The sequence below is a fragment of the Riemerella columbina genome (assembly GCF_030517065.1).
GTDB lineage: Bacteria > Bacteroidota > Bacteroidia > Flavobacteriales > Weeksellaceae > Riemerella > Riemerella columbina_A.
Genome location: NZ_CP103950.1, coordinates 448,364 through 464,720 on the forward strand (window position 1 = coordinate 448,364; position 16,357 = coordinate 464,720).

12 protein-coding genes are annotated in these 16,357 nt (G+C 38.9%); 2 read left to right on the forward strand and 10 right to left on the reverse strand.

Features of this window, described 5'->3' with window-relative positions:
• Positions 1–3 precede the first annotated feature (3 nt).
• Together NYR17_RS02110 and NYR17_RS02115 are read right to left on the reverse strand one after the other, a co-directional pair.
• Entirely contained in the window at positions 4–498 is a 495-nt protein-coding gene (locus NYR17_RS02110; protein WP_302506066.1) for an RNA polymerase sigma factor, read from the reverse strand.
• A 149-nt stretch (positions 499–647) separates the two neighbouring features.
• On the reverse strand, positions 648–2,762 hold the full coding sequence (locus NYR17_RS02115) for a TonB-dependent receptor (RefSeq protein ID WP_302506068.1): 2,115 nt from the start codon (positions 2,760–2,762) through the stop codon (positions 648–650).
• 403 nt (positions 2,763–3,165) lie between these two features.
• Here NYR17_RS02115 and NYR17_RS02120 point away from each other — a divergent pair, with 403 nt between their 5' ends.
• The gene (locus NYR17_RS02120; RefSeq protein ID WP_302506070.1) at positions 3,166–5,436 is read left to right on the forward strand and encodes an aconitate hydratase; all 2,271 of its coding nucleotides are present in this window, start codon (positions 3,166–3,168) and stop codon (positions 5,434–5,436) included.
• Positions 5,437–5,710: 274 nt separating this feature from the next.
• On the opposite strand, the gene NYR17_RS02125 is transcribed toward NYR17_RS02120, so the two are convergent.
• The 8 genes from NYR17_RS02125 to NYR17_RS02160 all read right to left on the reverse strand — a co-directional run bounded on the left by NYR17_RS02125 (position 5,711) and on the right by NYR17_RS02160 (position 15,817).
• On the reverse strand, positions 5,711–8,164 hold the full coding sequence (locus NYR17_RS02125) for a hypothetical protein (protein ID WP_302506072.1): 2,454 nt from the start codon (positions 8,162–8,164) through the stop codon (positions 5,711–5,713).
• Positions 8,165–8,232: 68 nt separating this feature from the next.
• A complete protein-coding gene (locus NYR17_RS02130) occupies positions 8,233–8,922 on the reverse strand; it encodes a GLPGLI family protein (RefSeq protein WP_302506073.1) in 690 nt (229 codons plus the stop codon).
• A complete protein-coding gene (locus NYR17_RS02135; protein ID WP_302506074.1) occupies positions 8,915–9,493 on the reverse strand; it encodes a GLPGLI family protein in 579 nt (192 codons plus the stop codon). Before NYR17_RS02135 ends, NYR17_RS02130 begins: the two co-directional genes overlap by 8 nt.
• 315 nt (positions 9,494–9,808) lie before the next feature.
• On the reverse strand, positions 9,809–10,486 hold the full coding sequence (trmB, locus tag NYR17_RS02140; protein WP_302506075.1) for a tRNA (guanosine(46)-N7)-methyltransferase TrmB: 678 nt from the start codon (positions 10,484–10,486) through the stop codon (positions 9,809–9,811).
• Between the two features lie 100 nt (positions 10,487–10,586).
• Positions 10,587–11,582, reverse strand: coding sequence for an acyl transferase (locus tag NYR17_RS02145; protein WP_302506969.1), 996 nt, complete (start codon positions 11,580–11,582; stop codon positions 10,587–10,589).
• A gap of 11 nt (positions 11,583–11,593) precedes the next feature.
• Positions 11,594–12,493, reverse strand: a complete 900-nt coding sequence (locus NYR17_RS02150; protein ID WP_302506077.1) for a ribokinase — start codon at positions 12,491–12,493, stop codon at positions 11,594–11,596.
• A gap of 17 nt (positions 12,494–12,510) precedes the next feature.
• Positions 12,511–13,152, reverse strand: coding sequence for a DUF4241 domain-containing protein (locus NYR17_RS02155; protein ID WP_302506078.1), 642 nt, complete (start codon positions 13,150–13,152; stop codon positions 12,511–12,513).
• A gap of 49 nt (positions 13,153–13,201) precedes the next feature.
• Positions 13,202–15,817, reverse strand: coding sequence for a valine--tRNA ligase (locus NYR17_RS02160; RefSeq protein WP_302506080.1), 2,616 nt, complete (start codon positions 15,815–15,817; stop codon positions 13,202–13,204).
• 121 nt (positions 15,818–15,938) lie between these two features.
• Here NYR17_RS02160 and NYR17_RS02165 point away from each other — a divergent pair, with 121 nt between their 5' ends.
• Positions 15,939–16,316 (forward strand): DUF1573 domain-containing protein, encoded by a 378-nt coding sequence (locus NYR17_RS02165; protein ID WP_302506082.1) that lies wholly within the window; start codon positions 15,939–15,941, stop codon positions 16,314–16,316.
• Positions 16,317–16,357: the final 41 nt, after the last annotated feature.

A 16,357-nucleotide genomic window follows, 5' to 3' on the forward strand; every position in this document is an offset into this window, starting at 1 on the left:
ATGTTAGGGTTTTATCAGTTGTTTTAACTTCTCGCGCGTTCTCATCATTTTTATGCGGGCATTGCCCTCGGAGATGCCTAAGATATTGCCGATTTCTCGGTAAGAATGGTCTTCTAAAAAGAGCATAATCAGGGCCTTTTCTATATCGGAGAGGAGGTGAATGGCTTGGTAGAGGGCGTCTATTTTCTCGTTTTCATCGTGGTTTTGGTCGGCTTTGGAGAAGAGGTGGTGAATTTCTTTCTCTGTATCTATGCGGGGTTGCTTGCTCTTTTTACGATGGAGGGTCATAGCGGTGTTCAGTGCTACGCGGTACGCCCAAGTGGAAAATTTAGCCTCTGCACGAAACTGAGGATAGGCGTGCCACAACTGCATCACGATGTCTTGAAACAAGTCCTCGTGGTCTTCTGGATGGTCGGTGTATATTCTACAAACTTTGTGTACCAAACGCTGGTGTTCCTTCAATAACTGCACAAAATCTGCCTCTAAGCGCGCACTCATATTTCTTAATTAGTGTACAAAAATAAGATTCGTTACAAGACTGGGCAATGGAAGTTTTTTTAATTAAAGAAATTGGCTTTAAAAAAGAGCCTTTTAATCCAAAAAAGCCCAGTATTTTGCTGGGCTTTCTATTGAAGTAGAATATGGATTTATTGAAATTTGAGGCTTACACCGAACATAAAATTGATGCCTGCCTGAGGGAAATAATACGGATCTGTGCTGTACACATAACCATTGCTGATGTATTTCTTATCAAACACATTATTGATGAGAAGGTTAAAATCCACCTCGGTTCTTTTAAGGTTAAGGCGGTACTGGGCGCTAAGGTCTGTCAGTGCATAATCATTGATGCGGAATTTCTCGTTTTGAGTGTTGTCCAAATACTGCGACCCTACAAACTGCTCGCTAATACCTACGCTAAAGTTTTGAAACGGCTGAAATTTCAAACCGATATTTCCAATGAAATTAGGAGATAGCGCAATGTCGGTATTGCTGAGCGTGATAGGCAGTCCTTGGGCATCTTGAGCATCCAAATGCTTCACTTTATTTTGGCTTAAAGTGGTGTTGGCAGTCAGTTGCACCTTAGGACTTAGCTGTGCAGAAACGCCCAATTCTAACCCCAAGCGGTGGCTTTTAGGCACATTCTGAAGAACGAAATCCCCCGTGCTGCTGATGAGTCCAGAGTAAACCAACTGATTTTTATAGTTCATATAATAGGCATTGGCGGTAAAGGCGATGGCGTTCCACTGTTTTTCTAAGCCCAGTTCCCAGTCGTAGAGGCGTTCCGCTTGTGCTTGCGCATTGTTTTGGAGCGCGCCTCGGTTAGGTTCTCTATTGGCAACCGCAAACGAGAAAAAGGCTTTTCCATGCGGAATTTTGTAACTGATGCCCGCTTTAGGATTGAAAAACAGCCAGTTTTTGTCCACTTCTATCGCCTCATCATCGCCGTCTAAAATAATTTTGGTATCATAGGTGATGTTTCTAAGCTGAACATCGCCAAAGAGTTCCCATTGGTTGAGTTTAACAATAGCTTTTGCAAACCCAGAAATCTCATTTTTTAGCGAGCGGTTGCGGTAGTATTCGTGTTCGTAGATGTCTTTAAACTGCACCGCAGAAACATTGCCATAATGTCTGCCGTAATATTGATTGGCTACGAGTCCAAAGTTCAAATCCACTTGCTCAAGATTACCATAAAGCGTAGAAACAACACCGTAGAAATCGTTATTTAACCATTTTTTTCTGATGAAATCTGCGCGTGTGATGGTAGCGCCATTAACGATGAGGTCAGGTAAAAGATAACTTTTGAACTTTTTGTTGGCTTTATAGTTTTCAAAATAGCCCTTGCCCTTAGTATAGTGGAGGGTGGTTTCTAACTGCCACTTCGGCGAAAGCCCCTGCTGCCATAGGAGTTGATAATGGTTTTGGCGGTAGTTGTCCGTTTCGTTGTCATAGAAATGTATTTTTCCATCGGCGGTTTCATAAACACCACAAGGGTTGAATGTGCGGTCTGTAGCGAGGGTAGCAGCATCTATACCATACCACGCTTGGTAAGTTTTCTCCTTTCCTCCGAATGCCAACATTCTGATTTTAGTGTTTTTTCCCTCAAAAAGGGCAGAGATGTTATAGGAATCTAAATTTGATGAGGCGCGGTCACGGTAGCCATCAGAGTGGATTTTAGTGTATCGTCCCATTACGGCAACACGGTTGTTGAGGATTTTTCCAGAGTTGAGCTCGGCAGAATATTTATAGGTGTTAAAAGAGCCATAGCTGTCATCGGTTTTAACATAAAACTGATCGGCAGGCGCTTTGGAAATCACATTCACGCTGGCACCGAAGGCAGAAACCCCATTAGAGGAAGTCCCCACACCACGCTGAATAACAATCTGAGAGGCTGTACTTGCCAAATCTGGTACATCTACAAAGAAAGTTCCCTGCGATTCGGAGTCGTTATAAGGAACGCCGTTCATCATCACATTGATGGAAGAGCCCGCTGTACCACGGATTCTCATACCTGTATAGCCCACGCCATTCCCCGCATCTGAAGAGGAAATAACCGACATCTGGTTTTTGAGCAACACAGGAAGGTCTTCGGCTAAATTACGGTGACTCAAATCCTTGTCTACGCTTAGGATGGTTTTAGAAACGGGCAATCTTTTGAGGAGTTTAATCTCCGCGATGTCCTTCGTTTTTGTGGAATCTACTGGCATTTGCTGTGCCAAGTAAAACGAGCTGATGAACAGCCCAGAAAAAATAAATCCTTTCATTCTTATAAATTTTTTTGAGTTTAAAATTTAGTGGGAATAAAAGGGGTATCATTATACAAAGCCTTTGCAGGCACACTTTCCCTAAACAGCATTACCTGTTCATAGGTTCATTGGGTATAATCTCAGCCTATTACAGCACCCCTTTAATTTCTTGAGGGCAAAGATAATCTAATTTATGAAAATACCAAAAATATCGCAGTTTTTTAGTTAAAAAAGAATAAAAGCCTTATCAATGAGGCAGATATTGCGGATGTGTTAAATTGATAGTGTAATCATGGAGACCATAGCCCATTGGATGAAACACTTATTTATAATCAATCTAAATGAATGTAGTGCACGGCTTTAAAAAATAATTTTCTTATTTTTGTAATCATTTATAAATGTTAATAAAATACTTCACAATATGACTTTTGACTTAGATATGATTAAGCGCGTTTACACTGATTTTGAAAACAGAGTAAACGAAGCCAGAGCCTTTATGGGGCGCCCTCTTACTTATTCTGAAAAAATTCTTTGTGCCCACTTATTTAAAGGCCAAAAACCAGAAGCATTTAAAAGAGGAGAATCTTATGTAGATTTTGCACCAGATAGAGTAGCGATGCAAGATGCCACAGCACAGATGGCATTGCTCCAATTTATGCAAGCTGGAAAAACCAAAGTGGCAGTGCCTTCTACAGTGCACGCAGACCACTTGATCCAAGCCAGAGTAGGCGCTGATAAAGATTTACAAGAAGCTGAAAACAAAAATAACGAGGTTTACCAATTCCTACAATCGGTGTCTAATAAATACGGCATTGGCTTCTGGAAGCCAGGGGCAGGGATTATCCACCAAGTGGTATTAGAAAACTATGCATTCCCAGGTGGGATGATGATTGGAACCGACTCCCACACGCCAAATGCAGGTGGTCTCGGGATGGTGGCGATTGGTGTAGGTGGTGCCGATGCGGTAGATGTAATGGCAGGAATGCCTTGGGAGCTTAAATTCCCGAAAATGATAGGGATTAAACTTACAGGTAAACTAAGCGGTTGGACAGCTCCTAAAGATGTGATTCTAAAAGTAGCGGGCATCCTTACGGTAAAAGGAGGTACAGGCGCTATTGTAGAATATTTTGGCGAAGGTGCCGAGGCGCTTTCTTGTACTGGTAAAGGAACTATTTGTAATATGGGAGCGGAGATTGGTGCCACGACTTCTATTTTCGCTTATGATGAAAATATGAGCCAATACTTGCGTTCTACCGATAGAGCGGATTTAGCTGATGCAGCCGATGCCATCAAGCATGTACTCCGTGCTGATGCTGAGGTTTATGAAAATCCAGAGCAATATTACGATCAAGTGATAGAAATCAACCTTTCGGAATTAGAACCACATTTGAACGGCCCTTTCTCTCCAGACATCGCGACGCCAATTTCTCAAATGAAAGAAATTGCGGAGAAAAACGGATGGCCAACCAAAGTAGAGGTCGGTTTAATTGGCTCTTGTACCAACTCTTCTTATGAAGATATTTCTCGTGCCGCTTCCGTAGCGAAACAAGCCAAAGAAAAAAATCTAAAAGTTGCTGCAGAATATACCATTACGCCAGGGTCTGAGCAAGTAAGATACACCGTGGAAAGAGACGGCTATTTGGATACTTTTGATCAAATTGGAGGTAAAGTATTTGCCAACGCTTGTGGTCCTTGTATTGGTCAGTGGGCGAGAGAAGGCGCTGAAAAACAAGAGAAAAACACCATTGTACACTCGTTCAACAGAAACTTCTCTAAAAGAGCCGATGGTAACCCTAATACTTACGCTTTCGTGGCATCGCCAGAGTTGGTAACGGCACTGGCTATCGCTGGAGATTTAACTTTTGATCCAAGAAAAGACAAACTTAAAAACGAAAACGGCGAGGAAGTTCTTTTAGATGAACCTCAAGGTTTTGAGTTGCCTCCAAGAGGTTTTGATGTAGATGATCCAGGTTACATTGCACCAGCCGAAGATGGTTCTAAGGTGGAAGTGATTGTTTCTCCAGAATCTGACCGTCTTCAGTTGTTAGAGGCGTTCCCAGCGTGGGATGGTAATAATGTCTATGGTGTGAGGTTGCTCATCAAGGCTTATGGTAAATGTACAACCGACCACATTTCTATGGCGGGACCTTGGTTGAAGTATAGAGGGCATTTGGATAACATCGCGAACAATACCCTTATCGGTGCGGTTAATGCATACAATATGGAAACCAACAAAGTGAAAAACGAGCTGAATGGTGAGTATATGGAGGTGCCAGCATCAGCGAGAGCTTATAAAAAAGCAGGCGTTAAAACCATTATCGTTGGGGATAACAACTATGGTGAAGGGTCTTCTCGTGAGCACGCAGCGATGCAGCCGAGACACCTTGGTGTAATGGCGGTACTGGTGAAGTCATTCGCGCGTATCCACGAAACCAACCTTAAAAAACAAGGTATGTTAGCCTTGACCTTTGCTAATGAGGCTGATTACGATAAAATCCAAGAAGATGATACTTTCAACTTTATAGATTTGCAAGACTTTGAGCCAGCGAAACCATTGACTATTGAAGTGGTACACGCTGATGGTTCTAAAGATACTATTATGGCAAACCATACATATAACGAAGGGCAAATTGCTTGGTTTAGAGCAGGTTCTGCTTTAAATTTGATTAAGCAAGAGCAAGAAAATAAATAATAATTTGATTTTAATGGTTAGTAAAGAAAACGCCGCTTTCAATTTTTTGAAGCGGCGTTTTTGTTTTTTAGAATTTTGTATTATATATATGAAAAAATTTGATTGCCCGTTTAATGTAATAATTCTTCCAATATAGGTTAATATAGAGATTATTGGAGTTTATTTAAAGTATTGGTTGTTAATTGATTTTAAATTTATTAAGTTTCATAAAATTGTAGTTATTATAAAAAATGGGTATATAATTTCATATTATTGCCCTTGAAAGATAAAAAACTTAAAAATTATAGTTAAAGCCTGCGATGACATAGCCAGATTGAGCAGCGTGTTCTGAAAATTCTGTATATATTGGATTGTATTTCTGACTATAGATAGAAAAGTTATTAAGATTTAAGATATTATTGGCCCGTGCATACCAACTGAGTTTCTCATTTATTTTATACGATAATTCTAAATTCATCATTCCAAATGATTGAATGCTTTGGTTTTTAGTATTAAGTAAGTTAAAATAATAATTCCAATTGAAAGACCACTTCTTCAGATGGTAATTTAGAGTATATATTCCCTCAAAGGTGGTTTGAGTCATATGATCACTCATTGTGTTTTTTACAAAAATTTTTTGAAGTTTCTGATAAATGCTAAAATTTATTTTACTCTTATTAAAAACGCTTAAAAGTTGATTTTTTATCCCAAAGCTGGAAATATTTTGGTGGTTCCATAGATCTGCAATAGAGCTATAATACTCGCCGTAGGTATAGACGGCATCCCATTTAGATTTTATTTTGCCTTTTAAGATTGTATGGTCAAAACTGATGCCTGAGTAGAAATCCTTTGTTTCAGGAAATAGATTATAACTGATTTTTGATATCGTTTCTTTAAAATCAATATTTTCCGATATCGTTTTAGGCTTTATACTCAGACTAATGTATGGCCAAAAAAACTTTTGTTTTATAAAATCTCCATAAAAATAGCTTAGCGTCAGGCGGTGTTCATCTCTTATAAAATTCTTAGGCAAAAGGCTCGGGGCGAAAATCTCTCTGTAATTTTTAATGATAGGAAAGTTAAGCAGATTTACTATGCTTGGTAATTTTTGTTGTTTTTGATAAGAAAATGTAAAATTCTGTTTTTCATCAGTATTCAGATTATACTTAAGTTCTAATTTTGGATTTATATAGAATTGATTTTCAGAGTATAAAGAATAATTTATGGCTTCCCAACCAATATTCCACCAAAACTGTCCTACATTTTTCCCAAAGACAGAAGACACTGTATGGGCTTGAACTTTTCTTTCAAATTCATTAAAACGATCATTAGAATTGCCTATTGAAACGGTATTTTTTAAAAACAAACCATTGTTCCAGTTTTTATTCCATTTGATAGACAAGTCTAAAATCTTCTTGTTTAATGAATTATTTTCTGTAAGATCATTGGAAAATATAGAGATTGGGCTTTTATCAATAATAAATTCATAATTATAGTATTGTTTTGAGAATAAAAAATCTGCTTTTAATTCGTTATTGTTTTTAAAAGGTAAATGAAAACTTAGATTTTGATAGAAGATATTAGATTGGGATGTAATAGGAAACGAAATTGATGATAAAATTTGGCTATTTTCAGAATCAATATCGCCTGTATTTCTTGAAGGGATGTAGCCTGTAGTTGATACTACATAGCTGTTTTCTCCGATTTGTTGCTTTATCTTTAATTGTGTTGTAAGGAGTAGGTTTTTAAAGTTTTTCTTAAGGCTTTCTGAAAAATCATTTCCTTCTTCCAAATAATTAATCTTCTTATCAATAAGCGTTTGAAATGAAGTATAGCTACCGACGCTAAATAAATAGATTTGGCTCTGTTTTAGTTTTTTATTAAGCTGAAGCGCAATAAGTTGATCGTTATTTTCTTTTCTGTAATTTGAGTCTTCTTCTGAGAAATTGTAGAGATTCTCTATCTCTTGTTGAAGGGTATTTATATTATTGTTTCGGATATCTTTTAAGCGTTTATAGTCTTCCTCAGATAGTTGTGATTTTGAAATATTATTGGCATCTAAAATAAGTGCAGTATTACCATTTTCATAGAATTTAAAAAAATTAGAGTGCAGAGCCAATCTATTTTTAAAACCTCCAGAAATGTCCAATGCACCCGATAATCTTTTCTTATACTGGTTTTTTAATTTTAAATTAAGGGCTTTACTTTTTTCACCGTCAATATTAGTGTATTTTTCAATTAACTCAATGCCATCCAGCATATTAACCGTTATATTTTCTGTAGATAATTTGTGTACCTTTCCAAAAAATTCATTACCATCAATAACTATTCTGTCAATGGGCATTCCTCGGTAACTCACATTTCCATCTTTATCAACCTCCATCATAGGCAGTTTTTTGATTACATCTGCTGAAGTTTGGTCAGACGCTGTGAGTACAGATTTAATATTAAATTTAATGGTATCTTGAGTAATTCGTGCGGTTCTTGGTCTTGATTTTATAACGACTTGCTCTATATCATTAACTTTAGGCATAAGTTTAAAAACGAGAGCTTTTATCGGTTCATCTAATTGAATAGTTTTGGTTTGATAAGACCAGTGTTTCACCACCAGAGTAGAGGGGATATCTATATTATTAAGTAGAGCTTTACCAGATTGATTGGTGGTTGTAAATTTTTCTTTTCCTTGACTTTTATAGATTATGGTAGCCGAAGAGACGGCATGAGCATTATTGGCATCTAAAATACTCATCTGTACGCTTGACTGCCCTAGACATACATTAGAGATAAAAAGAATAAAACAGGTAAGCCAAAATTTCATTAAAGTTCTTTAATAGCAGGTCTGGATTTTAATTCTTTTACAAAGTCTTCTTCAGACACTCTTCTCAAGGTTTCATCTGGTAATGGAATATCTATAGCTTTATCAAGGAAATTGATTGATGTAGCATAGATCGTTCTTACTAATGACTCCGCTTTTAGTACTAACCCAGGAAAGCCATAGTAGAAACTAGGTCCTGCGTTTACAGGGATTTCTTCTGCCACCCAATAGACCGTCGGGTCATCTTTTCTTTCATATACTTTACAAAGAAAATTATCAATTTTTTCTGAAGCGATGGATTGTAGATTTTCTGGTAATGAGTTTTTGTAAACCACATAAAAAGCCCCCTTGACATCCCTTTGGAGCTGAAGCAATTCTTCAGAGTCTATATTTCTGAAATATTCATCATTTTTAGATTGAAAACTGTTTTTAGAAAAAGGCTTTTCTATTTTAGATTCTTTAAAATTATAGGTGCCGTATCCAAAAAAACTCCTACCGTTGGATACGAGTAAAACAAAAGGAACAGGTTGCTTTATGGAAGCTAAATAATTTTGTTTGACAGATTGAGGAATCTGCTCATTATTCAAAAAACTTTCTTGGGGTTTCATTATAACTTCGTACTGAACCACAATGCTTTGTGAATAATAAAAATGTGTTGAAATAAACAATAAGAGGTATAGAATCTTACTCATCTGCTTTCTTTTTATATTGTTTCATATACGGCTGTATGTCTATATCTTGGTCTATCTCTTCTATGGCGATTGCGGTATATCGTGCTTCTATCAATTGGAAATCTAATATCATCCCAGGCATCATCCCCATCTCTGCAGGCGTGCCTTGTAAAGCAATATCTTCCGCATAGTAAGCGTATTCCCCATTATCCAAAGTGGCCTTTCTACACGGATGCCCCAATATTATTTTTCTCTCATCTGTATCGGTGTAGAGGTGCATACCCTTGGCATTCTTTGTATATTGTTCTCCATCTGTATATTGATAAAGACAAAAACTTTGATCATAATCTTTTACCACAAATTCTAATTTGCTGATATTATCTTCCTTAGCGGGAACAAATAAAGAGTGTTTCTCGTTAACCAATAGATAGAACAAATCTTTTGCATTTTTTCTTCTCTCATGCAGCTCTGGGCTATCATCTTTGTACTCCTCAAGATTATAAACCTTTTGAAATGTAATTTTATAGGTTTTGATTTGTGCCTTAACCCCAAAACCGATTATTAAAAGTATTAAAATGAAAATTCTATTCATAATAAAATTAAGAATTTAGGGACATACAAATGCCCCTAAATTAATTAGAATGATTACTTTTGTCTTTTAACTACACAATCCAATTTGATACAGTTATTCCCACAGTCTGTCGCTTCACATTCAATTACATGTTTTGCTTCTGTTTGAACTTTCTTTACTTCTTTCTCTTTTGCACCCATAATTCCTGCAACACCAAGCGTTGCAACTAACTAATAATAATTTTTTCATAATTAAAAAAATTAAATTGTTAACTTCTGCAAAGATAGAAATAATAATTTTAATATGCAAAATTATTTAGGATATAACCGTTAAAAATCACTTAAGTCTAAATTTAATATAAGTAATTGTTTTTCCTTTGGAAGAAAACAGGCCTTCGTAATAGGTTTTAATCTCTCTGAGGAGTGGTGTTTCGGGGTCGTATTCAGGTGCACCGTAGATATCGTGGTGAGCGGAGATGATTTCGTGCCCCAAACCTTGCAACAAGCCCAAAGTATAGCCGTGTAAAAATTCAGAGTCCGTTTTCAGGTGGATGACGCCCTCTGGCTTTAGGATTTTTTTGTACCGCTCAAGAAAATCAGGGTGGGTTAGGCGGTGCTTGGTGCGTCGGTATTTAATCTGTGGATCGGGGAAGGTAATCCAAATTTCATCTACTTCATTTGGTGCGAAACAGTGGTCAATCAGCTCAATCTTAGTTCTTAAAAAAGCCACATTATGAAGATTTTGTGCCAATGCGGCTTTTGCACCGAACCAAAATCTCGCCCCTTTAATATCCACACCAATAAAATTTTTATCAGGAAATGCCTGTGCCAGCCCCACGCTATATTCGCCCTTGCCACAGCCCAATTCTAACACGATAGGATGGTCGTTTTTAAACACTTTTTCTCGCCATTTTCCTGCCATAGGATAGCCAGAAAGGGTTTCCTCTCGGCTGGGCTGGTACACGTTTTCTAATATTTTATTCTCCGCGAAACGCTCTAATTTATTCTTTCCCAAAATTGATTTTTTTAGGTTGCAAAATTACATATTTAATCTTAGACTATGAGAAAAAGCCGACATAAACCTTATGGAGATTTACAAAAATAAGGCTTAGAACTTAAGAAACCAACAAGCTACACCCCCGAATATCCGAATGGTCAATCCGCCCTAACACTTCAAAAGCGAAAGGATACCTCGGGTTGATTTTTCCTAAATCTTGGGTGGCAATAAAGCTGCAAGAATGGCGATTAGCCAAGTCAATAATGTTGATAGCACCTGTTTTTCCATCTGCAACATAAGAAAAAGGATCTTCGGTATTGCGGATTAAAATGCGCATCCACGCTGGCGTTTGGTAGATATTATCCCCCAAAGAATAGGCTTGAGAAAGCAACTCCGTCATAGAGTATTCGGAGAAAATATTCTGGGTTTTAAAGGCTTTTTTGAGGATAGACAGCAACTCGTCTTTGGTTATTTCTTCCTTTCTGCCCTTCATTCCACCCGTTTCTATGATTTTGAGTTCTGGGAAATTGGGTGCTTCCAGATTTTCGGCTTTCAAGGTGTCCAAATAATCCAATAGCGCAAAGGAAACTCCAAACAAAATGGTCGGTTGTTTTTGGGCTTGGAGCTCTAAAAGTAAGCGGTATAAATCCAAATGGTTGTAGAGGTAATAGCCATTTTCCGCCCGTGCAGATTGCTTCATCAGAAAATCCACCATATATACCAAAGAGGAGTTTTGGCGCTCCAAATAATTGGGCAAAAGCCCTAAAAATACGAAATTTCGCGGCTTTCCAATAAAATGTTCAAAGCTTTTGTAAAGGCTTTCTTGGTAGAGTTTTTCCTCGGCAATCCAGTGTTTAGAAAGGTTAGCCTGCGTGGTGCCAGAGCTTTGGAAATAGAAATGAGCCGTTTTATTTTGGTCTAATACGGTATGATTTTTAAACATCTCAATCGGCAAAAAAGGAATCTCCTCAACCGCTGAAACACGCTCAGGATTGATGTTGAGAAAATCAACAAACTGCCGATAAACGGTCACATTTTCATATTGATAGCGAAAGGTTTCAAGACACGCCGCATCAAAATCTTGTGCTGTTTGGATGTTGAAAATCTTCATAATAGATTAGAATTTTAATCCAATTTCAAGTCTTTTAGATGAGGTAATCCTTTCTGAGAGCCTCTTTTTTCGGCTACTTTTAGAGAAATGGTATTCCCGAGTTTCACACAATCATTCACCGTATTGCCGTGGCATAGCGCTACCGCAAACCCTGATGTAAAGGCGTCTCCCACTCCCATTTTAAACACTTCTTTACCGTTTTCTGGATCGTTTCTGAGGTATTTCATCTCGTTGCCATCATAGTAAATAGTGGAGTTGATGCCATCTCTTACGAAAAGGCGATTGGGTAATTTTTGCAAAATGGTTTCGTGGTGGTTCTCGCCAAAAATAATAGGTAAGTCATTGGTTTTCGCTACGATAAAGCTGGCGTAATCAATCAACTCTTGTGATAATCGGCGGGCTGGAGAGGCGTAGATGCCTAATTTTTTGCCGTGTTTTTTACAGAGTTCTAAGGTTTTAAGCACCGTTTCTTCAGAAAGCTCTAATTGTGTGAGCACCAAATCTGCGGCATCAAAAACTTTTTCTGCGTTTTGGATGTGCTTAGGTTTTAGGGAATAGTTGGCAGAAGGTGCCACGATGATGCTGTTTTCGCCATTAGCACTGATGACATAGGCGGTTCCAGTTTCATTTCTGGAGTCTTCTTTTACAAAACCTACATTGATGCCTTCATCAATTAAATGCCGTAAAATCTGTTGTCCATAAGGATCCATTCCCACACAGCCGATAAAATAAGTTTGGGCGCCCAGCCGAGAAACTCCCACGGCTTGGTTGACACCTTTACCACCGAAAAAGTTTTCAAAAGACTCTGCCATAATGGTTTCGCCTGGTGCTGGGTGGAATGGTGTGTTGAGTATTAAATCTATAGATGAGCTTCCTACTACTACTATTTTAGGTTGATATGAAGTACGTTTCATTGTTGGTTTGGGGTGTTTTAATCAATTTTAATTTCAATAAATTCTGTAATGAGTTGGGTGGGGGCGCCTGTGGCATCATAACCGATGTAGGAGGCATAAAAGCCCTCGCCGTAGCCTGTTTCAAAGGCAAAAATATTATTTTTTTTAGCCTCGTTGGGCGTGAGGAGCGCATATTGGTCTATGGCGCCTTTTTCATCAAAAAAATGATGATGGAAAAATTCCTCATAGAGCCCCATAAAATCGTCGCCTTTTTGTTGGAAAAGGCTTTGTTCCAGCGCATTGAGGTCAGTTTGGGTTTCTAAATCCATTAGGCAGCCCATTCCTGATTGCACGGGATAGCCAAAAATTTCCTCGCCCACCAGCGTTTTAGGATCTTGACCTGCGGTGGTCGCCATTTGCCATTGCGTGGTAGGGTTTCGGCTAAAAGCCACCTCCACATAGGCAATGCAGTGCGAGTCCTTTTCTCGGTGTACCGTTATGGGGAAATCGCCCTTGGGAAAAGGCGTCTCAAAAGGCAACATATCATTGGTAATGAGTGGATCACACGCCACCATCTGCCCCGTGGAGAGGTGGAGGTGTCCCGCATCATAAGACTCGATCAGCGGGTGTTCTACGAAACCTTTGCTAAATAATTTGGCAATATTTTGAATAGGGTTCATTTTGTTTTAGTTTATAACGAAAATTGTACCGAAAAAGTCTGCCTTAGGGTTATAAATTTTTTAATTTCTCCTCTAAAAGGGCTATTTTTTCTTGGGCGTCTTTTTGTTTTTTACGCTCTATTTCCACCACTTTTTCAGGGGCACCGTTGACAAATTTTTCGTTAGACAACTTCTTCTCCACGGAGATTAAGAAGCCTTTGAGGTACTTTAATTCTTCTTCCGTTTTGGCTTTTTCTTCCGCGAGGTCAAGGTTTTCACTCAGCGGAATGGATAATTCTGTGGCGCCAATTAGGAAAGAATAGCTCGGCAGCTGGGTCCGCTCTTGGTAATGAATTTCGGACACATTGGCGAGTTTTTTAACCAAAATATCCAAGTCAAAATGCGAAATATTGGTGTAAATTTCCACGCTTTCTTTTGGCGAAATGCCTTTGCTTTGGCGATAATTTCTCACACCAGAAATCCATTCTTTGGCGGTTTCAAAATCTTGAATAAGCGCATTGTCAAACGCTTCTGCTTTCTTCTGTTGGGTGATGATGAGAGCTTGCTCTGGCGTTCTCTCAGCGATGTTTTGCCATAATTCTTCGGTAAGGAACGGCATAAACGGATGCAGCAATTTCATCAATTCTTCAAAATAAAAGATGCTTTGCTCATAGACCTCTTGCGAGATGCTTTCGCCATATTTCGGCTTGATGGCTTCTAAGTACCACGAACAGAAATCGTCCCAGATGAGTTTGTAAATCAGGTGCAAGGCATCAGAAATACGGAATTTTTTAAACTGTTCATCAATCTCTTGTATCGTTTTGTTGAGCTGATTTTTAAACCACGCAATGGTCTTTTCTTCCACGGCACTTGCAGGTTTGTTTTCTTTGGTCCAGCCCTGCATTAGGCGGAAAGCGTTCCAGATTTTAGTGGCAAAATTTCGCCCTTGGAGCATTAAATCTTCATCAAATAAAAGGTCATTCCCTGCGGCAGAACTCAGCAAAATCCCTATCCGCACGCTATCTGCGCCATATTGGTTAATCAGATCTATGGGGTCTGGTGAGTTGCCCAAAGATTTGGACATTTTGCGTCTTTGCTTATCCCGAACAATGCCCGTGAAATACACATTTTTGAACGGAATTTGCCCACGCCATTCCAGCCCTGCCATAATCATCCGTGCTACCCAGAAGAAAATAATATCGGGACCAGTCACCAAATCTGTGGTTGGGAAATAATAGTTAATGTCTTTATTTTCAGGGTCTAACAAGCCATTAAAAACCGACATTGGCCATAGCCAAGAGGAAAACCAAGTGTCTAATGCATCTTCATCTTGCTTTAAATCAGTGAGTTGCAATTGTAGATTCTGCGATTTTTCTCGTGCCAGTTCTAAGGCTTTTTCTTTGGTTTCAGCAACGACATAATCGTTTTCGCCTTCGCCAAAATAATAGGCAGGAATTTGCTGTCCCCACCACAATTGGCGCGAAATATTCCAATCTCGGATGTTCTCCATCCAATGTTTATAGGTGTTTTTAAATTTCTCTGGATAGAAGGTAATATCGCCCTCCATTACTGCATCTAACGCAGGTTTGGCGAGATTTTCCATCTTCAAAAACCACTGTTGCGAGAGTTTAGGCTCTATCACCGCACCAGTCCGCTCGGAAGTGCCCACTTTGTTGAGATAATCCTCAGATTTTTCTAATAAACCTTTGGTTTCCAGCTCTTTCGCTATTTCTTTACGCACCACAAAACGGTCTTTGCCTTGGTAATGCAAGCCGTGGTGGTTGAGTTTGGCATCATCATCCAGCGCATCAATGATTTCCAACTGATGTTTTTGCCCAATTTCGTAGTCGTTGGTATCGTGGGCAGGGGTGATTTTGAGGACGCCCGTTCCGAATTCTATATCCACATATTCATCGGCAATAATCGGAATTTGGCGGTTGACAATAGGAACGATCGCCTTTTTACCGATGAGATTTTGGTAGCGTTCATCGTGCGGATTTACGCAAAGTGCTACATCGCCAAAAATGGTTTCAGGGCGTGTGGTGGCTACAATGAGGTAGTCCTCTGTGCCGTCTATTTGGTATTTTAGGTGGTATAATTTTCCGTTTTGTTCCTTGAAAATCACCTCTTCATCAGAGATGTTGGTTTTGGCCTCGGGATCCCAGTTGATCATTCGGTAACCTCTGTAAATCAGTCCTTTATTGTATAAATCCACGAAGGATAGGATAACCTGTTCGGAAAGTTGGTCTTCCATGGTAAAACGGGTTCTGTCCCAATCGCAGGAGCAACCGAGTTTTTTGAGCTGTTCCAAAATGGTGCCGCCATACTGGTGGGTCCAGTCCCAAGCGTGTTTAAGGAATTCTTCTCGTGTGATATCCGCCTTGTTGATGCCTTGTTCTTTGAGTTTTTTCACCACTTTGGCTTCCGTAGCGATGGAGGCGTGGTCGGTTCCTGGCACCCAACAGGCATTGAAGCCTTGCATCCTCGCCCTGCGGATGAGTACATCTTGAATGGTGTTGTTGAGCATATGCCCCATATGCAAAATTCCCGTTACATTAGGCGGCGGAATAACAATGGTATAAGGCGGTTTATCGTTAGGTTCTGAATGGAAATATTTTTGGTCTAACCAGTATTGGTACCATTTTTTTTCGGTATCTTGTGGGTTATATTTTTCTGAAATCTGCATGGTCTATTCTTTAATGAAAAATCAGTTTGGCTTATATTTTGCAAAAATAGCATAAAGAAAATTAGAAAAGGAACTTTTAATAAGAATTTTATAACTTTGCAACTTTAAAAATATTTAGAATATGAAAACAGTTTTGATGGGGCTTATGCTTTCAGTAGGTTTTATGGCATCGGCTCAGACCATTAGTTTTGATAAAAAGACCATAGATTATGGCAAAATAGAAAAAGGTGCGGAAGGTCACCGCTTTTTTACCGTTACGAATACGGGAGACAAGCCTTTGGTGATTTCTAAGGTGCAGCCTTCGTGCGGATGTACTACGCCAGAATGGAGCCAAGAGCCTATAATGCCAGGGAAATCAACCAAAATTAAAGTGGGCTATAATACCAATATTGTAAGTCCGTTTAAGAAATTGATAGAGGTGTATTCTAACGATCCTAAGGCGGGCAGAAGCGTGGTGTGGATCCAAGGCGAGGTGTTAGATCCTAATGCTAAAAAGTAGCACCTAAGATTTAAAATATCAATAAAAAAACCGCTTAATTT

Bases quoted from the DNA above. Each gene is read 5' to 3' on its own strand.
- NYR17_RS02150 (WP_302506077.1), bottom strand. From the start codon at position 12,493: ATGAAACGTACTTCATATCAACCTAAAATAGTAGTAGTAGGAAGCTCA.
- NYR17_RS02160 (WP_302506080.1), bottom strand. From the start codon at position 15,817: ATGCAGATTTCAGAAAAATATAACCCACAAGATACCGAAAAAAAATGG.
- NYR17_RS02165 (WP_302506082.1), top strand. From the start codon at position 15,939: ATGAAAACAGTTTTGATGGGGCTTATGCTTTCAGTAGGTTTTATGGCA.
- NYR17_RS02130 (WP_302506073.1), bottom strand. From the start codon at position 8,922: ATGAGTAAGATTCTATACCTCTTATTGTTTATTTCAACACATTTTTAT.
- NYR17_RS02125 (WP_302506072.1), bottom strand. From the start codon at position 8,164: ATGAGTATTTTAGATGCCAATAATGCTCATGCCGTCTCTTCGGCTACC.
- NYR17_RS02120 (WP_302506070.1), top strand. From the start codon at position 3,166: ATGACTTTTGACTTAGATATGATTAAGCGCGTTTACACTGATTTTGAA.
- NYR17_RS02155 (WP_302506078.1), bottom strand. From the start codon at position 13,152: ATGAACCCTATTCAAAATATTGCCAAATTATTTAGCAAAGGTTTCGTA.
- NYR17_RS02135 (WP_302506074.1), bottom strand. From the start codon at position 9,493: ATGAATAGAATTTTCATTTTAATACTTTTAATAATCGGTTTTGGGGTT.
- NYR17_RS02110 (WP_302506066.1), bottom strand. From the start codon at position 498: ATGAGTGCGCGCTTAGAGGCAGATTTTGTGCAGTTATTGAAGGAACAC.
- NYR17_RS02115 (WP_302506068.1), bottom strand. From the start codon at position 2,762: ATGAAAGGATTTATTTTTTCTGGGCTGTTCATCAGCTCGTTTTACTTG.